Below are 23825 nucleotides of genomic sequence, written 5' to 3'. Positions count from 1 at the left end.
GGTGCTGGAATGAGATCAGGCTTCGCCGCTCAGCGCCCGCTGCAGAAACACATACTTCATCGCCGTCTGCGCCGCCTGCGGCCGGCGGTCGCCGCGCCCGCCATGTCCGCCTTCGGTCTCCTCGAAGAACAGCGTTTTGCCATGTCCGGCCTCCAGCAGGCGGGCCGCCATCTTGCGCGCGTGGCCGGGGTGGACCCGGTCGTCGGCGGTCGAGGTGGTCAAGAGTACCGGCGGATAGGCGGCATCCGCCTTGACATGTTGATAGGGCGAATAGGCCGAAAGCCACTGGGCATCTTCCGGCTTTGACGGATCGCCATATTCGGCCATCCACGAAGCGCCCGGCGGCAATTCGGTGTAGCGCAGCATGTCGAGCAGCGGCACCTCGATGATGACGGCGCCGAAAAGCTCGGGATGCTGTGTCAGGGAAGCGCCGGTCAGCAGGCCGCCGTTGGAGCCGCCCTGAATGCCGAGCGATTGGGCTGTCGCAATACCGCGCCTGACGACATCCTCGGCCACCGCGGCAAAGTCGTCGAAGCCGTTCTGGCGCTTGCCTTTCAGCGCCGCCTGGTGCCAGCCAGGTCCGAATTCGCCACCACCGCGAATGCAGGCCTGCACATAGGCATTGCCTTTCTCCAGCCACAGCCTGCCGCGCACGCCGGCATAGCCAGGCAAGAGCGGCACTTCGAAGCCGCCATAGCCATAGAGCAGCGTCGGCACCGGCCCGTTCTGGTCCCGCCGCCTGACGACGAAGTAAGGGATCATCGTGCCGTCCTTCGATCGTGCCTCGAACTGTTCCGCGATCAGCGGCGAGGCATCGAAGCGGGCCGGCTGCGACTTCACGGTGGCCAGCGTCTCGCCATCGTCATCGGACCAGATGATCGAGCTTGGCGTGAGGAAATCGGTGAAGGAAAAGGACACGGTGGAGCCGAAATGCTCTGCATGGCTGATGCCGACAGTGCCGTTTTCAGGCAGCGCGACAGGCTTCAGCGACCAGGCGCCATCCTTGCGCTCGCAGACGATAACTTTGCCGCGGACATTGTCCATCAGGTTGATGAACAGGCGGTCCTGCGTTCTGGCGAGCCCGGCAATCGAGACGCGATGCGCCGGCGCCAGCAAGGTCTCGATGGCGCCAAAACCGCCAGTTTCGGTCCAATACGCGAAGTCGAGCGAATAAAGCCCGTCCGGCTGGCATGCGGTGCCGTCCGGCGCCGTCCACGGAGTGCGCACCCCGAACACCAGCTGATCCCTGAAGAGCGCGGTGTCGGTAACGTCGTCGGGCAGCGGGATGCGGCGGTTCTCGCCCGAAGGGAGGCGCAGGAAACTGTGCGATGCGAAGAAGTTGAGTGTCCGCGCCAGAAACAGATGGCGCTTCTCGCCGTCGAACTCGACGCCGGCGCCAACGGCGAGATCCTCGGTCTTTCCCTCGAAGATCGGGGTTGCCTCTTCCAGCCTGGTGCCGCGCTTCCAGAGCTTGACCACGCGCGGATATCCGGACTCTGTCTTGTCGGCCTCTTCGAACGCGGCCGAGACGATGACCGTGTCCTCATCCAGCCAGCCGAAGCCCGATTTCGAGGCCGACGCCTGAAAACCGCCTTCGACGAAGGACTTGGCCGCGATGTCGAACTCGCGCATTGCACTGGCATCACCGCCATCGGGCGACATCGAGACCAGGCAGCGGTTGAAATCGGGGTAGAGTCTGACAGCGCCGCCGAACACCCACTTTATCCCCTCCTTCGCCGCCAGTTGGTCGAAGTCGATGATCGTTTCCCATTCGGGCTTGTCGGTCTTGTAGGAAGCGACTGTCGTGCGCCGCCACAGGCCGAGCGCATTGGTCTTGTCCTGCCAGAAATTGTAGACATGGCCCGCGATTGCCGCGCCGACCGCGATATTGTCCTCGGCCGTCATCAGGTCGAGTGCCGTCTGGAACGACGCCTGATAGGACGGATCGCCGTGCAATTGCGCCACCGTCACCTCATTCTGCTGGTGAACCCAGTCGAGCGATTGTTTGCTGGTCCTGTCCTCCAGCCAGAGAAAGGGATCTTGCGTCTCGTCAACTGGCCCTGGCTGCCTTTGTGCGATCGAATTGGTCATGCGGGTCTCCGAAAAATTCATCAGGCTCGGTGCCACAAACATCGGCATGACGCTACCGACATTCAACGGGAACACGTAAAACGGTTCGCGGACGCGACAGCTGTTCAGAGCAGGCAGCCGGCATGCAACATCTTCACATCGCAACCGAGAAGTTCAGCCCATTCCACGGAAGCGGGTGGAGGGAATACATCGAGTGGTCGGGCCTCACCCAGTTGACCGAAGTCGTTACGCTCGACGGAATGCTTTGCCCGGTTGCGCTCCCGCAGATCAAGGACAACTACTGGCCTCACATCGTCAACGAAGACAACATGCTCGATTTCTTTGTCGACCTGGACTTCCTGCTCTCGGAATTGGGCGATCCCGCCAACTTCAACATCCTTGGCGTCATCCGAAGGCCTCCGGCAGACGTACGATCGCTTGGTTGGGACGGGTTCACCTTCATGGGCTATGACCTGATGGATCAGGCTGTCGGCGTCAGCGCCTTGACCAATTGCGGTGGCTTCCCAGACGTGTTTGCAAATGCAGAGCTGTCCAGGGTCGGGCTGATTGATGACTTCGATCGAGCCGTGGAGATTCGGGATTCGCTGCGCAGGATGCATCCCGAAGAACGCCATGCCGACTGTGACCTCTGGGCCATTTTCAGGCTGGCGAGCAAACCGGGACCAGGGATTTGAGCATCCCGATACCCCGATGCTACACAACCCGTCTTCGAATAAGCGTCGCCAGCGCCAGCGTGGCGCAGATCGCGCCAAGCGTGGCCGGCAGGCCACCCGCGCCAAGCACATCCATCATGCCACCGGTAAGCGGCGGGACCAGAATGCCGCCGACGCCCCACATCAGCGAGAATGCCGCATTGCCGGCAACCAGCGCCGAGCCGGTAAAGCGCTCGCCGAGCTCGATGATCGACATCGTGTAGATGCCGTAGGACACCGCGCCCCAGACGAAGACGCAGGGCCATATCAGCGGGGTTTCGATCAGCAGCGGCAGCAGCACACAGCCGCCCAGCGTCAGCAAGACGCAGAGGAAACGTACCAGGCGGGCCGTCAGCCGCTCGGCCAGCAGGCCAAGCGGCACCTGCATGGCAATGTTGCCGGCAATCATGACCGCCAGCAGCGCCGACATGCGCGCCTCCGCGATGCCATGATGCGTGCCATAGACAGGCAGCAGCGCCAGCGCCGCCTGCTCGAAGCCGGCGGCCACGACCACCGCCGACAGAAGCAGCCAGGCAAGCGGCATGAAACCCATCACCGAAACCCGATGCCCGGCCTCGTCCACCCTGGGCAGCTGCGGCAGAACCGACGCCAGGCAAAAGCCGCACAGCACGAAGGCGCCAATCCCGACAAGGAATGGCGGCCAGCCTTCCGTGCCGACGGCAAGCAGGCAAAGCGGCCCGGTCGCAAAGCCGGCGGAAATGATCGTCGAATAGAGACCCATGATGCGGCCGCGCCGGGCCGGCGGTGCCAGCGCGATCACCCAGATTTCACTGAGCACATAGAGCGGGTTGGTCACCACGCCGATCAGGAAGCGCAGCGGAAACCAGAGATAGACGTTCTGCGTCCAGCCGATCAACGCCAGCACGATAGCCGAGAGTGCGGCGCAGGTGAGCGCCGTGCGCCCTGCCCCGAACCGGCGCGCCAGGCCAGGTATCAGCGGCGATGACAGGATGAAGCCGACAGGGGTCATTGCCGCCGACAGGCCGATCATCGCTGGCGAGACGCCCTGGCGCTGCAGGATGAAGCTCAAAAGCGGATAGGACAGGCCCTGCGCGATGGCGAACACGGACACGGTCGCGATCACACCGGTGATCGCCGCCCACTGCATCCTCTCGTCGCTTTTGGTGTCCACCAAGTCCATGATCCCCAGTGCCGTCGCGGTTGCAGACTTAGCGGTTCGGTCCGATGGCGGTAAGCCCTGCGGCCCGAACCGACGCGCGGCTCCAGCCAAACCTTGTCAGGAGCCTCCGCGGCGGGCCGATCTATAGAGCGCGAAGGCGACCAGCAAAGCGTCGAGGCCAATGATTACGGTCGGCAATCCCAGTGGTCCGATCGCTTGCATCAGCAGGCCCGCGCCCGGCGGACCGACGATGCCGCCGACGCCCCACAGCAAGGCGAAAGCCGCATTGCCGGTGACCAGCAGCGAGCCCCCGAAGCGGCTGCCGAGTTCGACGAGCGCCATCGTATAGACGCCGTAGCCGACCGCGCCCATTACCAGAAGCACGCCCCAGATCAGCGGTGTGGTGATCAGCAGCGGCAGCAGGACAGCGCAAGTGGTCGTCGCCACCGCGCAGGCCAGGATCATCGGCCGGCCACCGAAGCGCTCGGCGAGCAGGCCAAGCGGGATCTGCAAAAGGATGTTGCCCAGCGACAGCGCCATCACCAGCGCGGCGAGCACGGCCTCAGGCAGGCCGTAGCCTGCGCCAAACACCGGGACCAGCGCATAGGTGCTCTGCTGGACGGCGGCCGAGACCAGCACCGCCAGCAGCAGCGCCGGCGCCAGCCGGGCAAAACCGACAAAACTTCCTGCTGGCTGGCCGTCATCCTCAAAGCCGGCAAGCTTCGAGGAGACAAGGCGCAAAATGACCGCGCAAAGCACAAAGCCGCCAATGCCGACGCTGAAGGGTGCCCAGCCCTCGATGCCGATAAAGGTCAGGGTAAACGGACCGGCCGCGTAGCCGGCGCCCATCAGTGTGTTGAACACCCCCATCACCCGGCCGCGCCGCGACGGTGGCGCCAGCGACAGCGCCCACACCTCGCCAAGGATGTAGAGCGGATTGATGACCACCCCGATGATGAAGCGGATGACGTACCAGGCCAACCAGTTCTGCAGATAGCCGATGCCCAGGAAGCACAGCGCTCCGATCAGCGAGCATCCGACTGCCAGGTTTCGCGCACCGACCAGCCGAACCGCCGCCGGCACGAAGGAAGCCGACAGGATCAGCCCGAGCGGCATCATCGCCGCCGACAGGCCGATCAGGCCTGGAGACATGCCTTGCTTCTGCATCAGCAGCGTGAACAGCGGCGAACTCAGCCCTTGCGCCGCTCCGAACATGGCCAGCGCGGCGGTGACGCCGGCGAGCGCTGCCCACTGCGTTCCCGCTTCGCCTTCGCTCGAGCCGGTTGCGACCATGCTGTCATTCCATGTGAGGCGCCGGCTGACCTCCCTGCCGGCAGGCCTCACCAGCTACTGGTTCGATCCGGGGAAAGAAAGGGCCGCCGAGGAAAACCCGTTTGCGCCAAGGGATGAATGATCGGGCGAATGCGGCGGCCGCGCAACTGCCGTTCGGGCATGTCGCTTCCCTCGCCCTAGTGGTCGCCGCCTCCGCAATGGCCGGACGGGCGCCGGTCCATTATGCCGCCCGTTATCGCATCCTACGAGGACCATCATGACCGCCGTCCTACAACCCTCAGAGCCGGCTTTGGCACCCGACCGTGCCCGCCGTGGCGGTCGCGCCGGAAAGCGTGCCGGTGGCTCGGCCGCCTTCGAGCAGCCGGCCTTCCGCCAACTGAAAAATCCACTGACGCCGACCAAGCTGGTTTCCGAGGATGAGCTGGAATCGATCCACCTCGCCTCCCTGCGCGTGCTCAGGGAAATCGGTGTCGATGTCCTGCACGACGAAGCCCGCCGCATCATGAAGGCGCATGGCGCCGATGTCCGCGAGGGCTCTGAGCGGGTGCGCTTCGACAGCGACATGATCCTCGATCTGGTGTCGAACTGCCCGTCCGAATTCACCGTTCATGCCCGCAATCCCGCGCACAATTTGCGCTTCGGCGGCGACAATCTCATCATTTCGATGATGGCCTCGGCACCCAATTGCTCCGACATCGATCGTGGCCGCCGGCCGGGCAACCAGCAGGATTATCGCAATTTCCTGCGGCTGGCCCAGATGCACAACATCCTGAACTGCACGGGCGGCTATCCGGTCGAGCCGACCGATATCCACCCGTCGGTCCGCCACCTCGAATGCATCCGCGACCTCGCAACGCTGACCGACAAGGTGTTCCACATCTATTCGCTCGGCAAGGAGCGCAATGTCGACGGCATCGAGATCACCCGCATCGCGCGCGGCATCAGCCACGAGCAACTGCTCGCGGAGCCGTCCGTCTTCACCATCATCAACACCAATTCACCGCTCAAGCTCGACGTGCCGATGATGGAAGGCATCATCCAGATGTCGAGCAAGGGCCAGGTCGTCATCGTCACGCCCTTCACCCTGTCGGGCGCCATGGCGCCCGTCACCATTGCCGGCGCGCTGGTGCAGCAGAACGCCGAGGCGCTGTCGGGCATTGCTTTCGCCCAGATGGTGCGCAAGGGCGCGCCGGTCGGCTATGGCGGCTTCACTTCCAATGTCGACATGAAATCCGGGTCACCGGCATTCGGCACGCCCGAATACATGAAGGCGCAACTCGTCGGTGGCCAGCTTGCCCGCCGCTACAACATTCCCTACCGCACCTCCAACACCTGCGCGGCCAACACGGTCGACGCGCAGGCAGCCTATGAAAGCGTGTTCTCGCTGTGGGGTGCCATCCAGGGCGGCGGCAATCTGATGATGCACGCCGCAGGCTGGCTGGAAGGTGGCCTGCGCTGCTCCTACGAGAAGACCATTCTGGACATCGACCTGTTGCAGATGGTGGCAGAATTCCTGACCCCGCTCGACCTCTCCGAAGAGGCGCTCGGCTTCGACGCCATCCAGTCGGTAGGCCCCGGCGGCCACTTCTTCGGCACCCAGCACACGCAGGATCGTTACAAGACCGCCTTCTATTCGCCCATCCTGTCCGACTGGCGCAATTTCGAGTCCTGGGCCGAAGCCGGCTCGCCGACAGCGTTGGAAAAGGCCAACAAGGTCTGGAAGGAGCGGCTGGCGTCCTATGAGGAGCCTTACATGGACCCGGCGATCCGCGAGGAACTCAACGCCTTCGTCCAGAAGCGCACCGCCGAAGGCGGCGCACCGACCGATTTTTGATCGTACGCCGTAGTGAGCTTTGACTTCCAAAGTCGAGGCCGCTCGCGGCGAACTGAACCAACTGATTCAATTTACACAAAAGCGGACCTATCTTCATGAAATCTCATGTAAAAGCGGTTGTCATCGGCGGTGGTGTCGTCGGCTGCTCGGTGCTCTATCACCTGGCCAAGGCCGGCTGGACCGACATCATGCTGATCGAGCGGTCCGAGCTGACCTCGGGCTCGTCCTGGCACGCGGCGGGCGGCTTTCATACGCTGAACGGCGATCCGAACGTCGCCAAGCTCCAGGCCTACACCGTCCAGCTCTACAAGGAGATCGAGGAGATTTCGGGCCAATCCTGCTCGCTGCACCTGACCGGCGGCGTGATGATGGCTGATTCGCCCGAGCGCATGGATTTCCTGCGGCTGGCCCACGCCAAGGGCCGCTATCTCGGCATGGACACCGAGCTGATCACGCCGTCCGAGGCCAAGGCGATGTTCCCGCTGATGGACGAGACGAATTTCGTCGGCGCCATGTGGGATCCGGTCGAAGGCCATCTCGACCCTTCGGGCACCACGATCGCCTATTCCAAGGCGGCGAAAAAGCTCGGCGCCGAGATCGTGCTGCGCAACCGCGTCGTCGACCTGACGCAGCAGCCGGACGGCACCTGGAACGTCGTCACCGAACAGGGCACGGTTCACGCTGAACATGTCGTCAATTGCGGTGGCCTGTGGGCGCGCGAGATCGGCCGCATGGTCGGCGTCGAGCTGCCGGTGCTCGCCATGGAGCACATGTATCTCCTGACCGAGCCGATGCCGGAGGTCGAGGAATTCAACAAGTCGACCGGCCGCGAAATGATCGGCGTGCTCGACTTCAAGGGCGAAATCTACACCCGCCAGGAGCGCAACGGCATTCTGCTCGGAACCTACGAAAAGGCCTGCAAGCCGTGGTCGCCGGTCAACACGCCATGGGATTTCGGCCATGAACTGCTGCCGCCCGATCTCGACCGCATCGCGCCGTCGCTCGAAATCGGCTTCAAGCATTTCCCCGGTATCGAAAAGGCCGGCATCAAGCAGATCATCAACGGCCCCTTCACCTTCGCGCTCGACGGCAACCCGCTGGTCGGCCCGGTGCAGGGCCTGACCAATTTCTGGTGCGCCTGCGCCGTCATGGCCGGCTTCAGCCAGGGCGGCGGCGTCGGCCTGGCTCTCTCCAATTGGATGGTCCATGGCGATCCGGGCTTCGACGTCTGGGGCATGGATGTCGCCCGCTTCGGCGAGTGGGCCGGCCTGCGCTACACCAATGCCAAGGTGCGCGAAAACTATTCGCACCGCTTCTCGATCCGCTTCCCCAACGAGGAACTGCCGGCCGCCCGCCCGGCCCAGACGACGCCGCTCTACGACACCATGCTCGCCAACAACGCCGTCATGGGCGACTCGTGGGGCCTCGAAACCCCGCTCTGGTTCGCGCCCAAGGGCAAGGAGCCGAAGGACATCGTCTCCTTCCACCGCTCCAACGATTTTGGGCCGATCGGCGAGGAAGTGCGCGCCACCCGTGAAAGGGTCGGCGTCACCGAAATCGCCAACTTCGCCAAATACGAAGTATCGGGGCCGGGTGCGGAAGAGTTCCTCAACCGGCTGATGACCAACCGCATGCCGAAGACCGGCCGCATCGTGCTGACGCCGATGATCAACGAATTCGGCAAGCTGATCGGCGACTTCACCATCGCCAAGGCCGGTGAAGACCGCTTCATGATCTGGGGTTCGTCGGCCGCGCAGAAGTACCACATGCGCTGGTTCGAAAAGCATCTGCCGAAGGATGGTTCGGTGCGCATCCATCGCTTCGACCAGACGCTGGTCGGCCTGTCGATTGCCGGGCCGAAGTCGCGTGACCTCCTGCAGAAGCTGGTCGATGTCGACATTTCGACCAAGGCCTTCCGCTTCATGGATTTCCGCGAAATGGCGGTCGGCGGCGCACCGTGCCTGGTCAACCGCATCACCTACACCGGCGACCTCGGCTATGAAATCTGGATGGCGCCAGCCTACGAGCGCCTGGTCTATAAGGCGATCAAGGACGCCGGCGAGGAATTCGGCCTGGTCGATTTCGGCATGCGCGCCTTGCTGTCCATGCGCCTGGAAAAGAACTTCCCGACCTGGTTCCGCGAGCTGCGGCCGATCTACGGCCCGTTCGAAGGTTCGATGGACCGTTTCATCAAGCTGGAGAAGAACGACTTCATCGGCCGCGACGCCGCCGTCAAGGAACAGGCGGAAGGTCCAAAACTGCGCCGCGTCTCCTTCATCGTCGACGCGGCCGATGCCGACGTGATGGGCGACGAGCCGATCTGGGCCAAGGTCAGCAAGGATTACGGCACCGTCGAGAAGCCGCATGGCTACGGCGCGCCGCGCTTCGACACTTCAGGCAAGGAAATACGCGGTTCAAAGGCCGCCGAAGGCGCGTCAGCCGTGCGCGGCATCGTCGATGGCGACTGGCGCGTGGTCGGTTGGGTGACGTCGGGCGGCTATGCGCATTACGTGCAGAAATCGATGGCGCAAGGCTATGTGCCGGCGGCACTCGCCGAGGATGAAAGCGCCGGACTGTTCGAGATCGAGATCCTCGGTCACCGGCGTCCGGCCCGCATCAATGTCGAGGCGCCCTTCGACCCGAGTGGCGAGAAGATGCGGACCTGAGGTTTCGCCATGGACAGCGCGGCGCCAAAGGGAAGCTTCGGCCGCCACCGCAAGATCATGCCGTTTGTATCAGCCTCGATCGAGGCGCTGCGCGACGCCTCACGACAGAAGGCCGCTGGGCTCAACCAGCATGTGCTGGGTTATGGCGCGGTGGCTGAAGCGGAATGGGCCGCGGCAGGCATTGCCGCTCCCGACCTGCCCGCCATGCGGCAATATCGGCTCGACCGCATTCGCGCCGAGCTGAAGCGCCGCGGCTATGCCGGCGCCCTGCTCTACGACCCCATCAACATCCGCTATGCGACCGACTCTACCAACATGCAGCTCTGGGTGGCGCACAACCCGACGCGGCATTGCTTCGTCGCCACCGACGGGCCGGTGGTGCTGTTCGACTACTTTTCGTGCGAGCATCTTTCCGACCACTCCGGTGTCGTCGATGAAGTCCGCCCCGCCATTTCATGGATGTATCTCTATGGCGGCGAACTGACCGAGCACAAAGTCCGCCGCTGGGCCGCCGGCATCGCCGATCTGGTCAGGGAGCACGGCGGCGGCAACAACCGCATCGCCGTCGACCACATCAATCCGGAAGGCGTCGAAGAGCTCCACCGCCTTGGTATCTCCATCGGCAATGGCGAAGCCGTGACGGAAAATGCCCGGCTGATCAAATCACCGGACGAAATCCTCGCCATGCGCCGCGCCATCGTCGCTTGCGAGGCGGCGATGGGCGAGATGGAACAGGCGTTGAAGCCCGGCATTTCCGAGAACGAATTGTGGGCCGAACTGCATCGCGGCAACATCGCGCGCGGCGGCGAATGGATCGAAACGCGGCTGCTGACATCGGGACCGCGCACCAATCCGTGGTTCCAGGAATGCTCGTCGCGGATCATTGTATCAGGCGATCTCGTCGCCTTCGACACCGACCTGATCGGCCCCTACGGCTTCTGCGCCGATCTCTCACGCACCTGGCTCTGCGGCGATATAAAGCCGACCAACAAACAGCGCGACCTGTTCCGCATCGCCGCCGATCAGATCGAACACAACACGGCACTGATGCAGCCCGGCATCTCCTTCCGCGACCTTGTCGAACGCTCAGCAGTGCCGCCAGGAGACTGCTTCCCGACCCGCTACGGCGTTCTCTACCACGGCGTCGGACTTGCCGACGAATACCCGACCTTGCCGCATGCCAGCGACTGGACATCCGATACGCCCGACGGTGTGCTGGAACCAGGCATGGTGCTGTGCGTGGAGAGCTATATCGGCCGGCTCGGCGGCGGCGAAGGCGTCAAGATCGAGGAGCAGATCCTGATCACCGAGACCGGCAACGAAAAACTTTCAACCTACCCGTTGGATCAGCGGCTGCTCGGCTAGGCCGGCAAGCGCCTCGCGCATCGCGCGCACGGTCTTTTCCGGCGTCGTTTTCGCGGTGATGAACGGCAGACCTTTGCGCCGTGCTGTCCAGCCGACGATCACGACCTTGCGCGCCGCCGGCTCGAAGCGTTGTGCCAGCGCCCAGCTTTCGCAATCGAGCGCGGCGACATCCGCCATGCCTTCGGCGACCGCCACGATCGAGTCGCGATGGCCGCCGCTTTCGCCACGCGATGAAAAGATGTCCAGGTTTTCGCCGACCGCTTCCAGGTCGCGCGTCAGCGCGATGATGCCCGACATGGAATCGAGGCTGTTGAAGGTGAAGCGCTTGCCTCGGACGAGATCGAGCGGCAGCAAGGCCTTGCCGTCGGCGGGTGACCGAACCTCCGGCCCCTCGCCCAAGCGCATCACCAGCGCGCTCGAATAGAGTTCGCCCCGTCCGCCTTCATAGGCGTCATAGCTTGGCTGGCCGACCACTTGCACATGCCGGGACAAACCGAGTTCCATCGGCCCCCAGCAGGTCTGCGCGAACAGCAGCGCGGGGTGAAGCCAGAGCTTGTGGAAATCGAGCTCGTCCGGTGGCAGCGTCGCCGGATCCGGAGCGATCAGCCCCCCCTGGGCGTCGTGTATACCGCCTGGCACGGCGGGCAGGTCAGCGTTGCGCCGCACGATGGATTGCGGCGCATCGATACCCCTAGGCCGGAAAGCATCGCGCAACGACGCCCATTGCGCGTCGACCTCGTCGCGCACTTCGGGCCAGTCGTACATCGGCAACGCCGCAATCAATTCGCTCATGCCGATATCAAACCACATGCCTCGAAAAAAGTTCGCAAAAACGCGGCGCCCAATCAGAATTGGCCGACACGGCATCCACCCTATCGGCGGATCCTATTCCTTGGGTGGCTCGGCCGGGACCGGCACCGTGCCAAGTCCATTGATGTTGCGCGCCCTGACGCGCGGCTTGAACGCCCTGCCTGGCTCGGGCGCACGCCGCAGCACCGGATGCACGATCGGCTCCTTGGCCTTGAAGGCATAGGATTTGAGCAGCGCGAAATAGTTCGGGTAGGCATAGCCATTGTTCATCCGCAGCCATTCCTCGCGCCGGTCACGAAACAGCTTCGGCAGCCGGTACCAGGCGATCGTCGGGCTCTTGTGATGGACGAAGTGCAGATTGTTGTTGAGGAACAGGAACGACAGCGGCGAGCGCTCGACGATCACCGTGCGGCCTTCCGGATGCTCCGACCACTGATGCTCGGCATAGGTGCGGATCGAGATCAGCGACTGGCCGAGCCACACCGGCACCAGCACATACAGCCAAACCGGCATGCCGAACCCGAACTGCACGACCGGCAGCACCACGGCAAGGCCGATCGCATGCAGCAGCCAGGCCTTGCGGATCGCCTTGTCGCCGGCAATCACATGCTTGGCATCGTCGATGAAGAAGCCGATGCAGGACAGCCACGGGCCGAGCACCAGACGACCAGCCATGGTGTTGTTGACCTTCAGCACGAATTTCATCAGCGGCGGCATTTCTTCGTGCATCCAGAGCGCCTGGTAATAGCTCTCGGGATCGTCCAGCGGATCGGTCAGGCGCTCGTCCGCATGGTGGCGCAGGTGAATGGTCTTGAAGCGGCGGAACGGCCACGCAAGACCGATCGGCAGGAAGACGAAGGCCTCATTGACCAAAGCGTTGCGGGTCGGGTGACCATGAAGCACCTCATGCATGATCGAGGACTGCAGAGCCAATGTAACGGCCATGACGATAAGGGCCAGGATGGGATAGGATGGCCAGAGGAAGAGGCCGGCGGCGAACCATGTGCCGTAGCAGAAGAAAGTGAGGACCACGGTCGGCCATTCGATGGCCGGTTTGCTGCTTCGACGGATGCTCTTGCCTGGTATGCTTGCCATGCTATCGACCACTGTCCCTCAGTCGCCGGAACCCCAAATGGTTCCTGACAGCATTGTGTCAGGAGAAGTGATTCCACTCAACGCGACAAAGTGCACAAAATGTTGCGATTGCGCATTTTTGACTGCATATGTTGTACATTGTAAACAATCTTAGGGATTCATTTACGCCTGGGAGCCCTGCTGCAGGGGCTTCGGCGCAAATTTTTCCTCCGGAAGACGGGAGCAAGGCCATGGACAAGCGCGATCTGTCGACGATCTTTCGGGAGCGTCTGAAGCTCCTCCTGACACGCTCGGATCTCAATCAGTCGGCGTTCGCGTCAGCGGTCGGCATCGATCGGTCGGCGCTGTCGCAGCTGATGTCGGGCGCGTCGACACGCCTGCCGCGAGCCGAAACGCTGCTCAACATAGCCGCCGAATTCAAGGTGTCGCTGGACTGGCTGCTGGGCTTGAGCCAGGACGAAGGCGTGACCGGCGAAATCCGCGAGAGCCTCGAGATCGAGGAAGCGCCCGACGGGTTCGACCGCACGCTGCTCGCCAAATGGTTCGCTGAAGCCGCCGGCACCAAGATCCGTTATGTGCCGGCCGGCATTCCCGATCTGCTGCGCACCCGCGCGCTCGTCGACTACGAGGCCAACATCACCAACAGGAGCCGCCTGGCGCAGGCCAGCGAGACGCAATACCGCATCGAATACAACCGGCGTCCGGAAACCGACATGGAAGTCTGCATGCCGCGCCACACGCTGGAAATCTTCGCCCGCGGCCTCGGCGTGTGGGATCGTTTCCCGGCAGCCGACCGCCAGCAGCAACTTGCCCATATGGCGACGCTGCTCGACGACCTCTATCCGACCTTCCGCCTGTTCCTCTATGACGGCCGCATGCGCTATTCCATCCCGCTCACCATCTTCGGTCCTTATCGCGCCGCCATCTATGTGGGAGACATGTATGTGGTGCTGAACGCCACGCAGCCGGTCCAGGCGCTGACACAGCATTTCGACAATCTGATCCGTGCCGCAGACATCAATCCGCATGAGGCTGCCGCCTTCGCCCGCAACCTGGCCGGCATGCCGTTTGCATCAGGCTAAGCCTGAGCGCGCTCTGCATCGCAATTTCATTGACTAGACATAAAGACTTCTTTATATCCTTATTCGAATTTCAAGACATGAAAGCCAATCCGATGACGACGAGCAATCCGATCGAAGCCCTGCTGGCTGAAAAGGGCGTGCTGCTGGCCGATGGCGCCACCGGCACCAATCTGTTCGCCATGGGCCTGGAGGCCGGCGAGGCGCCGGAACTGCTGAACGAAACCGCGCCCGACACCATCACCAGTCTGCACCAGAATTTCGTCGACGCCGGCGCCGACATCATCCTGACCAACTCCTTCGGCGGCACCCGCCACCGGCTGAAGCTGCATCATGCGCAGGATCGCGTCCATGCGCTGAACAAACGCGCCGCCGAGATCGCCCGCGCTGTTGCCGACAAGGCCGGCCGCAAGGTGATCGTTGCCGGTTCGGTCGGCCCGACCGGCGAATTGCTGGTGCCGCTTGGCGCCATGACCTATGACGAGGCGGTCGACGCCTTTGCCGAACAGATCGAGGGTCTCAAGGAAGGTGGCGCCGAAGTCGCCTGGATCGAGACCATGTCGGCGCCCGACGAGATCCGCGCCGCCGCCGAGGCCGCCATCCGCGTCGGCCTGCCCTACACCTATACCGGCTCGTTCGACACCGCCGGCCGCACCATGATGGGCCTGCTGCCGAAAGATATCCACGGCGTCGCCGACGGCCTGTCGCAGGCGCCGCTCGGCGTTGGCGCCAATTGCGGCGTCGGCGCCTCCGACATCCTGGCTTCGCTGCTCGATATGACGCAGGCGAAGCCGGAGGCGACCGTCATCGTCAAGGGCAATTGCGGCATCCCCGAATTCCGTGGCACCGAAATCCACTATTCCGGCACGCCCGAATTGATGGCCGACTATGTCCGGCTGGCCGTGGATGGTGGAGCCAAAATCATCGGCGGCTGCTGCGGCACCTCGTTTCAGCATCTGGCGGCGATGCGCAAGGCGCTCGACGCCCATACCAAGGCGGATCGTCCGACGGTCGAAAAGATCGTCGAGCGCATCGGTCCGATGCGCAACAAGGTGGCGACGGCAAACACCGCCGAGACCAGCGAAGCCCGCCGGGAGCGGCGGCGCGGCCGGGCCTGACGCGATTTCTTTTGCGGCTATTCGCTGTTGTCGGCGTAGCTCGACTGCGCCGACCTGAAATCGACGACATTGTCGCCGCGCATTGTCGCCAGCACACCCGACGCGCCCGGATCGGTAATCTGCTCCAGCATGGCGCGGAAGCGGTCATTGGTCAGCGCCGACATGGCGGTGTGACGCGCCTGCGCGACATCATCGCTGATGCGTCTGGATTCGGCTGACGGGGCTGATGAAACCGCCGAAGCATCCCGTGCCGGCGGAGTCGAGTTGGCGATGGTTCTGATCTGCAATTCCGGCTCCCTCAAGCCTTAGACATGACCGGTGTAGCGAGAGGAAATTGCTATCCGGTACCGGAAATGCAGCGCAATTTAACGATCCGGCGCGCTGCCCTAGGATCTGTTGAGATTCAGGTCAGGCCGAGCCGAAAACAGTGACTTTCGAGAACCGGAGCGGAGCGTACTTAAGTACGTGAGCACCGGAAGCGCAGGAAGCCACTGTTTGCAGGCCGGCATCACCTGAATATCAACAGATCCGAAAAAAAGGCCGGCAAGGGAAAGTATCCCTCGCCGGCCTGCCTCACCCGCCCGTGGGCCGGCTGTCAGAACGATCCCATCATCTGAAAGAAACCGGCCTTCATCGCCACTACCGGTTACCGCCCAGCGCCGAGGCAAGGCGCACAAGCGAAAGGAACTCGGACCTGTACCCAAACGGGTCGGCTCCTCGGGCGGCAGTGGCAATCTCCATGATCTTGTCGTAACCGAACTTCGCGGTCGCATCCTCGTCGCGCAGCTTCTGGCCGAAGGCCGCCACCGCGACGGAAAAGCGCTGGTCGGTGCTCGCCTGGTCGAAGGACGCCACCTCGTTGGCCGAGGTCACCGGCGTGGTTATCAGCTTCGAGACGTCCTCGTTCGGCAGCTTGTAGCGGATCTTGACGAAGGCATATTCATCCGCATTGGCAACGCCGCCATTGTTGACCGTGGCCTGACCATAGCGCAGCGGATCGATCTGCTCGCCGCCACTGCCTTTGGGCGTGATCTCATAGATCGCCGTGACCGAATGGCCCGACCCGATATCGCCGGCGTCGACGCGGTCATTGTTGAAATCCTCGCGGTTGAGCGCCCGCGTCTCGTAGCCGATCAGGCGATATTCGGAGACCTTGTCCGGATTGAACTCGACCTGGATCTTCACGTCCTTGGCGATGGTGAACAGCGTCGAGGACGCGTCCTCGACCAGCACCTTCTCGGCCTCGGCCAGCGTGTCGATATAGGCGGCGGTGCCGTTGCCGTTCTGAGCAATGTTCTGCATCATCTCATCGTTCAGATTGCCGCGGCCGAAGCCGAACACCGACAGGAACACGCCGGTCTTGCGCTCGCTCTCGATCAGGCGCTTCAGGTCGTCGTCATCGGTCTGGCCGACATTGAAGTCGCCGTCCGTGGCAAGCATCACCCGGTTGACGCCGTCCTTGATGAAGGACTGCTGGGCAAGCTTGTAGGCTTCCTTGATGCCGGCCTCACCTGCCGTCGAGCCGCCGGGCTGCAGCTTGTCGATGGCATTGAGAATCTTGTCCTTCTCGGCAATCTTTGTCGGCATCAGCACGGTGCCGGCGTCACCCGCATAGGTGACGATCGAGATCGTGTCGTCGGCCTTCAGCTTGCCGACCAGCAGGCGGAATGCCGATTTGAGCAGCGGCAGCTTGTCCGGCTCGTCCATCGAGCCCGAGACATCGATCAGGAAGACCAGATTGGCCTTCGGCTGCTCGGTCGGCTTGATGTCGAACCCTTTGATGGCGACATGCATCAGCTTGGTGTGCGCGTTCCACGGCGTCGGCATGACGCTGACGGTCGAGTTGAACGGCGTCGATGCCGAGTCCGGCCCCTTCCAGTCATAGGGGAAGTAATTGATCATCTCCTCGACGCGGACCGCATCGGCCTGTGGCAGGTAGCCCTGCTTCAGCGAGCCGCGTACGAAGGAATAGGAAGCGGTGTCGACATCGATCGAAAAGGTCGAGACCGGGTCTTCCAATGCGGCGTGCACCGGATTGGTCTTGAAATCCTGGACGCGGTCGCGGTTTTCCTCCTGCGGCGCGATCTGGTCGGCCGGGATGGCCGCCGGCTGCTGCTGCACCATCAGCTTGGATTCTGCGCTCTGCATGCGGTCGACCCGCGCGGCATTGGGTGCGTTTGTCGTGCCATCCAGCGCGAACTCGCCGCGCGGCGCCGGCGGTGCCGGCTCGGCCACTATGCCGCGCCCCAGCGCATCCTTCTGTGCGGTTCCGCCGGCAATTGTGGATTCGGATTTCGGCGGCGCGGTCGGCGCGACCAGAACTTCCGTGGCGTCGCGGCTATCGACATCCGCGTCGGCCTTCTTGTCCTTGGCCGGCTCGGCGGGAGCCTGCTTCGAATCCGCCTCCGCCCCGGTCGGCTTTAGCGTTGCCGGCTTGTCGGCCAGCGTCTCGGTGATCTTCTCGTCGCCGCCGAACGGCGACGGCTGTTCCCTCAGCATATGGAAGGTGGCGTATCCGGCGATCGGCAGGGCGACGAGCCCGGCAAGGGCCGGCGTGGCAATGAGTTTCTTTTGCATGATCTTGCTCCAGAGCTTTTGTGCTCGCTCTGTGAGACGAAGGCCGCCGACCGATCCTTGGGTGACGGCGGAAATATTTTCCTGATCGTAGGCGCGCAGGGCGGCCTCGAAGGCACGCGCCTTCGCGCTCTCGCCGGGTGCGGGTATTGCTGCGTCGCGCAGCTCTCTGAGTTCGTTGTCGTCGACCATGGTCACACTTCCCCGGCTGAACGCATCAACGTCTTCAGCCGTTTCTTCGCTTCATGGATGTGCCAGGAAACCGTCGTCTCCGAGATCGCCATCGCCTCGGCGGCAGCCGCATGGCTCAAGCCTTCGCCATAAACAAGCATCACGGCATCGCGCTGCTTGTCCGGCAATTGCCGCACCGCCGCCCACAGCGCTTCGGCAGGGTCTTCGCTCTCGGCCGGGGCCTCACCCGAAATCAGCGCATGGACGCCATAGGCCTCGGTCTTGACCGTCTCGCGCACGGTCTTGCGCATCATATCGCGCGCGGCGTTCATCGTCATGGCATAGAGCCATGTCGTGAACGCGCCGCCGCCGCGATAGTCGCGAATCGCCTTGCCGAGCCGGACGCAGACTTCCTGGGCGATGTCTTCCGCATCGGCCTTCCTGCCGCACCAGCGATAGGCGGCGCGATAGACGAAGTCGTAGTGACGCTCCAGCAATTTGCCGAAGGCCCCCCTGTCTCCGCCCTTCGCCCACCCGATCAGTTCGGCGTCGGAGGCTTCGCTCTCATCCAGCATCATCGCCATCATTTGCCTGTTGGACGAAGGCTAATGGCTAATCCTTGGGGTGATGGAAAGATTTTTTTCGAACAGGGCCTTTTGCAGCTAGGGGCAGGTTGAGATTCAGGTCAGGCCGGCCTCACCTGAATATCAACACGCCTGGCCCGCCGCCCAGCCCGACGACCATGCCCACTGGAAATTATAGCCGCCGAGCCAGCCGGTGACGTCGACGACCTCGCCGATGAAGAACAGACCAGGTATCGATTTCGCCCGCATGGTCTTCTGGTCGAGCCCGTTGGTGTCCACCCCGCCGAGCGTCACTTCCGCCGTACGGTAGCCCTCCGACCCGGCTGGCTTGATGCGCCAGTCGTTGACCGCGGCCTCGATGGTTTTGATCTGGGCCTCGGAAAGATCGGCAAGATTGCCGTCGAGTCCGGTTCGCTCGGCTATCGCCTGGGCAAGCCGTTTCGGCAAGTGATTTGCCAGCACCGTCTGCACCGCTTGCCGGCCATTGCCGCGCTTGGCGACGCGGACGAGCTCAGCCACATCCGTGCCCGGCAGCATGGCGATGCGGATTTCATCACCCTCGCGCCAGTAGGAGGAGATTTGCAGGATGGATGGCCCGCTTACGCCGCGATGCGTGAACAGCATCGCCTCGGAAAACCGCGCCCTGCCGCAGGCAATCTCGGCGTCGACGGCGTTCCCGGCCAGGGGCGAAAGCCGATCGAGCGTTTTTGCATCGAAGGTCAGCGGCACCAGGGCAGGCCGTGTTTCTACGACGGCAAGGCCAAACCGATCGGCAAGCTCGTAGCCGAAGCCCGTCGCGCCCATCTTGGGGATCGACTTGCCGCCACAGGCCACGACCAGGGACCGGCAAGAGACCGAGCCGGCGGAGAGCCTGAGTTCAAACCCTTCCTCGGTCTTGTCGATAGTTTCAACTGAAGTCGACAATACCAGCTCGGCGCCCCTGCCCTGCATTTCCGAGACCAGCATGTCGATGATCTGGCGCGCCGAGCCGTCACAAAAAAGCTGCCCCAGTGTCTTCTCGTGATAGGCAATGCCGTAGCGTTCGACGAGCGCAATGAAGTCGCGCTGCGTATAGCGGCTGAGCGCCGAGATGCAGAAATGCGGATTCCTCGAGATGAAATTCTTCGGGCTCGCATGGATGTTGGTGAAATTGCACCGACCGCCGCCGGAGATGCGGATCTTTTCGCCAGGTGCCGCCGCATGATCGAGGATGAGCACCGAACGGCCGCGCTTGGCGGCCTCCACGGCGCACATCAATCCGGCGGCGCCGGCGCCAATGATCACGACATCATAGGATTGCATCAGGCTGATCGATCCCGCATGACCCGCGCCGCTTTAGCGGGCGAGCCGGTCATCCCGCCTGATACCTCCAATGTGGCGCGCGGCCAACAGGGTGGCGAAGGCTCAGACCAGCGTTTCGGCGAACAAATCCGTCAATCGCTTCCAATGCCGCTCGGCACCGGTTGCATTGAAGACACTATGGTCGGGCACACACCAGCCATGCGCCATGCCGACATAATTCTCGATCGTGTGGTCGACTTCAGCATTCCGCAGCGCCTCTTCCAGCCTCGTCGACTGTTCCGGCGGAAAGCTCCGGTCGACGCCCGCCATACCGACATAGATGCGCGCCTTGATGGAAGCCGCCTTGCGGTGCGGACTGTCGGCGGCATCGCTGGCGAGGTTGCCGCCATGGAAACTGGCGGCGGCCCGGATCCTGTCGGGATAGGTCGCGGCGGCGTTGAGCGCCCGCGCGCCGCCCATGCAATAGCCGACGACACCAACAGGTCCGGCGATCCTCTCGGCGGCCAGAGCATCGAGGAAGGCGCTGCCGTCGCGGATGGTCATGCCCTGCGTCGTGCCGCCGCTCAGCATCAACAGCAGGGCCTTGGTCTTTGCCTCGGCAAAGGCGGTTTTGGGATCGAACGGGCCATACGGCGCATAGCGGTAGAAGAGATCGGGCACCAGCACGGCATAGCCATGCCCCGCGAGGCGCTCGGCCATCTGGTCGAGCACCGGACGCGGACCGAAAATATCCATGTAGATGATGATGCCGGCCCTGGCGGGCGAGGCTGGACGAAACAGCCGTGCCTTCGCCGTGCCGTCCAGGGTCTTGATCTCGATGTCCTGCTTCGTCATTGCGCGCTCCGCCGGTTGCCAGGCGATAGATATCCGCGCCGCCCGCCAGGGCAAGCCGCAACCTGCCGATCTCGGTCAAGTTTCCGTGCGGTTCGGAGGAATGCCTATACTCCGGCGAACGCCGCCATGTGGAAAGCCTGGACATGGGCCGGATAGCGATGCTCAGCGCCGTAGGGACAGGCGTTGCGGTCGAGGCAGCCGCCGGCACGGCAAGGCGCACCATCCGTGCCGCGCACATGCGCCAGGCACGCCTGGTGCGCGAAGCCGTCCACCGAATAGGCGCCGACTGGACAGGACTTTAGGCAGGGTTTTTCGATGCATGCGTCGCAAAGGTGAATCGCTGCGTCAGCTTCGGGGGTCGCGATCTCCCGATCGAACAGCAATGCGCCGCGATAGGCGTGCCAGAGCCCATATTTCGGATGCATCAGGATCCCCAGCGGCGACGGTTTCAGCCCCTCGGCCCGCATCGCCCATCGCTGGAACGGCAGATACGGGCGGTCCGAAGGCGACACAGCGCGCGCGCCGAAATCGTCGGCAACGGCGCCGATGACCGCGCGCGACCATGTGTCGAGCGGATTGATGGCGGACGGTGGCTGCTTCTCACGCCACCGCAGGAAGTGCGGCCACGGCGCCGCGCCCGCCTGCCCGACCAGCAGCACCGACCTGGCTGGGACGCCTGATGAGCCTAGGGGAACGTCTTCGCCATCGACGAAATTGAAGCCGCCGCGGACAATTAGTCCATATCGGACCAGGGCCCCGCTGAGATGATCATAGCTACGGATCATCGGGCTTCAGCTTCGCTTTTAGCTCGCGAACTGCGTCGCTCTCGTTTTGGATCGTGCGGGTGAGAACAGCCGTAGACCTTGCGAATCCAAGCTTGCCCTCGGTCGTCAACGATCATCACAGCGCACGTGTATCCGGTTTCGTCCGCCGAGCACTGCCTGGTTTTCGGGAGATCGAACTCAATTTCAATTTGGCTAGAACAAACCCGAAGACCCTTTGCGGCAGTTTGAGTTTCGATCATTGACCGGTATTTGGCGGCTATCGAAGCGAATTCCGACAACGTACCTGATAACTGGCCTGATAAGTCAATCAGGATTTTGGCCGTAGAGTGCTCTCGTGCGTGCGCGTGAAGTTTGCCGATGGCCCAATAACCATCGGCGTCGTTGTTGCGGCTGATGAATGACGCGGCGACATCAGCCGCGATCCCCCTCAATGCCTTTCGACCCATCTCGATCTCCGACCGCCCGCCCGGAGAATAGCGGCGGCGTCGGCAAGAATCATCCCTTCCGGTCCGGATCGGAGAACGCGCTCCGCCAGACTTCCTTGTGGATGATGTTGGCGACTTTAGCCCCGCCTGACTCGGGCTCCTTTCAGGTGAAGGCGTCGGGCATCGACCCTTTCTTCTTGGCGATGAAGTCCTTCAGGGCTTCGTCGATGCCTTCATCAAGGTGCGGCGCCTCGTAAGCCTCCAGCCAGCGGCGGGCGAGATCGTTGGCACGCTGCGGGGCGGTCTTCTGGCCTTCGGCCAGCCACTGCTCATAGGAGTTGTTGTCGGCGATCGACGAGCGGTAGAAGGCGGTCTGGAAATTGGCCTGGGTATGGTCGCAGCCGAGATAGTGGCTGCCCGGGCCGACCTGGCGGATGGCATCCATCGCCTGGCCGTTTTCCGACAGGTCGACGCCTTCGCAGAATTTCTGCTGCATGCCGAGCTGGTCGATATCCATCATGAATTTTTCGTAGCAGGACGCCAGCCCGCCCTCGAGCCAGCCGGCCGAATGCAGCACGAAATTGGTGCCGGCGAGAATCGTCGAGTTCAGCGTGTTGGCGCTCTCATAGGCTGCCTGTGCATCCGGAACCTTGGACGCGCAGAGCGAGCCGCCGGTACGGAACGGCAGTCCGAGGCGGCGGGCGAGTTGCGCTGCTCCATAGGAGACCAGCGACGGTTCCGGCGTGCCGAAAGTCGGCGCGCCCGACTGCATCGATATCGACGAGGCGAAGGTGCCGAACAGCACCGGGGCGCCCGGACGGATCAGCTGCGTGAACGATGCGCCGGCCAGCACTTCGGCCAGCACCTGCGTCAGCGTACCGGCCACCGTCACCGGGCTCATCGCGCCGGCGAGGATGAACGGCGTGACGATGCAGGCCTGGTTGTGCCGCGAATAGACTTTCAGGGCGCCAAGCATGGTCTCGTCGAACACCATCGGCGAGTTGGCGTTGATCAGGCTGGTCAGCACCGTGTTGTTCTCGACGAAGTCGTCGCCGAACACCAGCTTGGCCATCGCCACCGTGTCCTCGGCGCGCTCCGGCGCGGTCACCGAACCCATGAACGGCTTGTCGGAATATTTGATGTGCGCGTAGACCATGTCGAGATGGCGCTTGTTGACCGGCACGTCGACCGGCTCGCACACCGTGCCGCCCGAATGGTGGATCGACGGCGCCATATAGGCGAGCTTCACGAAATTCTGGAAATCCTCGATCGTCGCATAGCGCCTGACGCCGTCCAGATCACGCACGAAGGGTGGACCATAGACCGGTGCGAACACGGTCGCATTGCCGCCGATCTGCACCGAGCGCTCCGAATTGCGGGCATGCTGGGTGTAGATGGATGGCGCGGTCTTCAAGAGCGAACGGCAGAGCCCCTTGGGAAAATGCACGCGCTCGCCCTTGACGTCGGCGCCGGCCTCTTTCCACAATTGCAGCGCTTCCGCGTCATCGCGAAAAATGATGCCGATCTCTTCCAGCACCGTGTCGGTGTTCTTCTCGATCAGCGCCAGACCTTCCTCGTTCAGCACCTCGTAGACGTTGATCTTGCGCTTGATGTAGGTGAGCTGGGTGCCGGGACCGCCGCCGGAACGCGCGGCCCGGCGGGCCGCCGCTCCACCGCTGGCGCCGCGCCCACGCCGCGCGTTGGACGCTTCCTGGTCGACTGCCGCGTGTTCGCTCATGATCGCTCTTCCCTGAATATGGCCTGCCTGACTATGGCCGGTCCGTAACCGTTGCGGCCGCATGGCGCGGCTTTCGCCGGATCGTAGCCATGCACCCTATTCGAAACGGCCAGTCCGCGCCAACGCCTGTCGCAAAATCGACAAGAAATCCGATAGATTTTCCAGTCGCTTTCCTTTTGCGGGAAGTCGCAAATCAGCTATGGATACCCGCCCGTTGCGGGTTAGGTA

Annotated in this window: 19 protein-coding genes; 6 read left to right on the top strand and 13 right to left on the bottom strand. The window is 63.1% G+C overall.

The window, feature by feature from the left end; all coding sequences use genetic code 11:
• Window positions 1-15: 15 nt before the first annotated feature.
• Window positions 16-2091: a prolyl oligopeptidase family protein gene (locus EN804_RS32365; protein WP_135922138.1), complete on the bottom strand. Its 2076-nt coding sequence runs from the start codon at window positions 2089-2091 to the stop codon at window positions 16-18.
• Between the two features lie 122 nt (window positions 2092-2213).
• Between EN804_RS32365 and EN804_RS32360 the strand changes: the two genes are divergently transcribed.
• A complete protein-coding gene (locus tag EN804_RS32360; RefSeq protein WP_135922137.1) occupies window positions 2214-2765 on the top strand; it encodes a hypothetical protein in 552 nt (183 codons plus the stop codon).
• Window positions 2766-2784: 19 nt separating this feature from the next.
• Here the strand turns inward: EN804_RS32360 and EN804_RS32355 are convergent, their stop codons facing one another.
• Together EN804_RS32355 and EN804_RS32350 are read right to left on the bottom strand one after the other, a co-directional pair.
• Entirely contained in the window at window positions 2785-3945 is a 1161-nt protein-coding gene (locus EN804_RS32355) for an MFS transporter (RefSeq protein WP_135922136.1), read from the bottom strand.
• Window positions 3946-4041: 96 nt separating this feature from the next.
• Window positions 4042-5217: an MFS transporter gene (locus EN804_RS32350; protein WP_135922135.1), complete on the bottom strand. Its 1176-nt coding sequence runs from the start codon at window positions 5215-5217 to the stop codon at window positions 4042-4044.
• 256 nt (window positions 5218-5473) lie between these two features.
• On the opposite strand from EN804_RS32350, the gene EN804_RS32345 reads away from it, so the two are divergent.
• From EN804_RS32345 to EN804_RS32335, 3 genes are all read left to right on the top strand, one after another.
• Complete coding sequence (locus EN804_RS32345) at window positions 5474-7051, top strand: trimethylamine methyltransferase family protein (protein WP_135922134.1); 1578 nt, start codon at window positions 5474-5476, stop codon at window positions 7049-7051.
• 95 nt (window positions 7052-7146) lie between these two features.
• Window positions 7147-9717 carry an FAD-dependent oxidoreductase gene (locus tag EN804_RS32340; protein WP_135922133.1) on the top strand — a complete coding sequence of 857 codons (2571 nt, stop codon included), beginning with the start codon at window positions 7147-7149 and terminating at the stop codon, window positions 9715-9717.
• A gap of 9 nt (window positions 9718-9726) precedes the next feature.
• Entirely contained in the window at window positions 9727-11082 is a 1356-nt protein-coding gene (locus tag EN804_RS32335) for a Xaa-Pro peptidase family protein (RefSeq protein WP_135922132.1), read from the top strand.
• Here the strand turns inward: EN804_RS32335 and EN804_RS32330 are convergent.
• A complete protein-coding gene (locus tag EN804_RS32330; protein ID WP_135922131.1) occupies window positions 11047-11874 on the bottom strand; it encodes a PhnD/SsuA/transferrin family substrate-binding protein in 828 nt (275 codons plus the stop codon). The two genes, EN804_RS32335 and EN804_RS32330, sit on opposite strands and share 36 nt — an antisense overlap.
• A gap of 93 nt (window positions 11875-11967) precedes the next feature.
• Window positions 11968-12987 (bottom strand): fatty acid desaturase, encoded by a 1020-nt coding sequence (locus EN804_RS32325; RefSeq protein ID WP_189343746.1) that lies wholly within the window; start codon window positions 12985-12987, stop codon window positions 11968-11970.
• Window positions 12988-13217: 230 nt separating this feature from the next.
• Between EN804_RS32325 and EN804_RS32320 the strand changes: the two genes are divergently transcribed.
• Window positions 13218-14069: a helix-turn-helix transcriptional regulator gene (locus EN804_RS32320; RefSeq protein WP_135922130.1), complete on the top strand. Its 852-nt coding sequence runs from the start codon at window positions 13218-13220 to the stop codon at window positions 14067-14069.
• A gap of 92 nt (window positions 14070-14161) precedes the next feature.
• Complete coding sequence (gene bmt / locus EN804_RS32315) at window positions 14162-15184, top strand: betaine--homocysteine S-methyltransferase (RefSeq protein WP_167531384.1); 1023 nt, start codon at window positions 14162-14164, stop codon at window positions 15182-15184.
• Between the two features lie 17 nt (window positions 15185-15201).
• Here the strand turns inward: bmt and EN804_RS37450 are convergent, their stop codons facing one another.
• From EN804_RS37450 to EN804_RS32275, 8 genes are all read right to left on the bottom strand, one after another.
• Window positions 15202-15471, bottom strand: coding sequence for a hypothetical protein (locus tag EN804_RS37450; RefSeq protein WP_167531374.1), 270 nt, complete (start codon window positions 15469-15471; stop codon window positions 15202-15204).
• A gap of 352 nt (window positions 15472-15823) precedes the next feature.
• Window positions 15824-17950, bottom strand: coding sequence for a VWA domain-containing protein (locus EN804_RS32305; protein WP_135922129.1), 2127 nt, complete (start codon window positions 17948-17950; stop codon window positions 15824-15826).
• 2 nt (window positions 17951-17952) lie between these two features.
• Window positions 17953-18513, bottom strand: coding sequence for an RNA polymerase sigma factor (locus EN804_RS32300; RefSeq protein WP_135922128.1), 561 nt, complete (start codon window positions 18511-18513; stop codon window positions 17953-17955).
• Between the two features lie 123 nt (window positions 18514-18636).
• Window positions 18637-19815 (bottom strand): NAD(P)/FAD-dependent oxidoreductase, encoded by a 1179-nt coding sequence (locus tag EN804_RS32295; protein ID WP_135922127.1) that lies wholly within the window; start codon window positions 19813-19815, stop codon window positions 18637-18639.
• 102 nt (window positions 19816-19917) lie between these two features.
• Entirely contained in the window at window positions 19918-20649 is a 732-nt protein-coding gene (locus tag EN804_RS32290) for a dienelactone hydrolase family protein (protein ID WP_135922126.1), read from the bottom strand.
• A gap of 104 nt (window positions 20650-20753) precedes the next feature.
• Entirely contained in the window at window positions 20754-21434 is a 681-nt protein-coding gene (locus tag EN804_RS32285) for a 4Fe-4S dicluster domain-containing protein (RefSeq protein WP_127278061.1), read from the bottom strand.
• Window positions 21431-21880: a hypothetical protein gene (locus tag EN804_RS32280; protein ID WP_127278060.1), complete on the bottom strand. Its 450-nt coding sequence runs from the start codon at window positions 21878-21880 to the stop codon at window positions 21431-21433. Before EN804_RS32280 ends, EN804_RS32285 begins: the two co-directional genes overlap by 4 nt.
• Before the next feature lie 142 nt (window positions 21881-22022).
• Entirely contained in the window at window positions 22023-23597 is a 1575-nt protein-coding gene (locus EN804_RS32275) for a trimethylamine methyltransferase family protein (protein WP_127278059.1), read from the bottom strand.
• Between the last annotated feature and the right edge of the window lie 228 nt (window positions 23598-23825).

Source organism: Mesorhizobium sp. M8A.F.Ca.ET.161.01.1.1, from assembly GCF_004792105.1.
GTDB lineage: Bacteria > Pseudomonadota > Alphaproteobacteria > Rhizobiales > Rhizobiaceae > Mesorhizobium.
The sequence above is the reverse complement of the archived record's forward strand: the minus strand, read 5'-3'. Positions and strand labels throughout refer to the sequence as shown.

Bases quoted from the DNA above. Each gene is read 5' to 3' on its own strand.
- EN804_RS32300 (WP_135922128.1), bottom strand. From the start codon at position 18,513: ATGGCGATGATGCTGGATGAGAGCGAAGCCTCCGACGCCGAACTGATC.
- EN804_RS32320 (WP_135922130.1), top strand. From the start codon at position 13,218: ATGGACAAGCGCGATCTGTCGACGATCTTTCGGGAGCGTCTGAAGCTC.
- EN804_RS32290 (WP_135922126.1), bottom strand. From the start codon at position 20,649: ATGACGAAGCAGGACATCGAGATCAAGACCCTGGACGGCACGGCGAAG.
- EN804_RS32355 (WP_135922136.1), bottom strand. From the start codon at position 3,945: ATGGACTTGGTGGACACCAAAAGCGACGAGAGGATGCAGTGGGCGGCG.
- EN804_RS32360 (WP_135922137.1), top strand. From the start codon at position 2,214: ATGCAACATCTTCACATCGCAACCGAGAAGTTCAGCCCATTCCACGGA.
- EN804_RS32325 (WP_189343746.1), bottom strand. From the start codon at position 12,987: ATGGCAAGCATACCAGGCAAGAGCATCCGTCGAAGCAGCAAACCGGCC.
- EN804_RS32285 (WP_127278061.1), bottom strand. From the start codon at position 21,434: ATGATCCGTAGCTATGATCATCTCAGCGGGGCCCTGGTCCGATATGGA.
- EN804_RS32275 (WP_127278059.1), bottom strand. From the start codon at position 23,597: ATGAGCGAACACGCGGCAGTCGACCAGGAAGCGTCCAACGCGCGGCGT.
- EN804_RS32350 (WP_135922135.1), bottom strand. From the start codon at position 5,217: ATGGTCGCAACCGGCTCGAGCGAAGGCGAAGCGGGAACGCAGTGGGCA.
- EN804_RS32335 (WP_135922132.1), top strand. From the start codon at position 9,727: ATGGACAGCGCGGCGCCAAAGGGAAGCTTCGGCCGCCACCGCAAGATC.
- EN804_RS32365 (WP_135922138.1), bottom strand. From the start codon at position 2,091: ATGACCAATTCGATCGCACAAAGGCAGCCAGGGCCAGTTGACGAGACG.
- EN804_RS32305 (WP_135922129.1), bottom strand. From the start codon at position 17,950: ATGGTCGACGACAACGAACTCAGAGAGCTGCGCGACGCAGCAATACCC.
- EN804_RS32345 (WP_135922134.1), top strand. From the start codon at position 5,474: ATGACCGCCGTCCTACAACCCTCAGAGCCGGCTTTGGCACCCGACCGT.
- EN804_RS32280 (WP_127278060.1), bottom strand. From the start codon at position 21,880: ATGGGTCGAAAGGCATTGAGGGGGATCGCGGCTGATGTCGCCGCGTCA.
- bmt (WP_167531384.1), top strand. From the start codon at position 14,162: ATGACGACGAGCAATCCGATCGAAGCCCTGCTGGCTGAAAAGGGCGTG.
- EN804_RS32330 (WP_135922131.1), bottom strand. From the start codon at position 11,874: ATGAGCGAATTGATTGCGGCGTTGCCGATGTACGACTGGCCCGAAGTG.
- EN804_RS32295 (WP_135922127.1), bottom strand. From the start codon at position 19,815: ATGCAATCCTATGATGTCGTGATCATTGGCGCCGGCGCCGCCGGATTG.
- EN804_RS32340 (WP_135922133.1), top strand. From the start codon at position 7,147: ATGAAATCTCATGTAAAAGCGGTTGTCATCGGCGGTGGTGTCGTCGGC.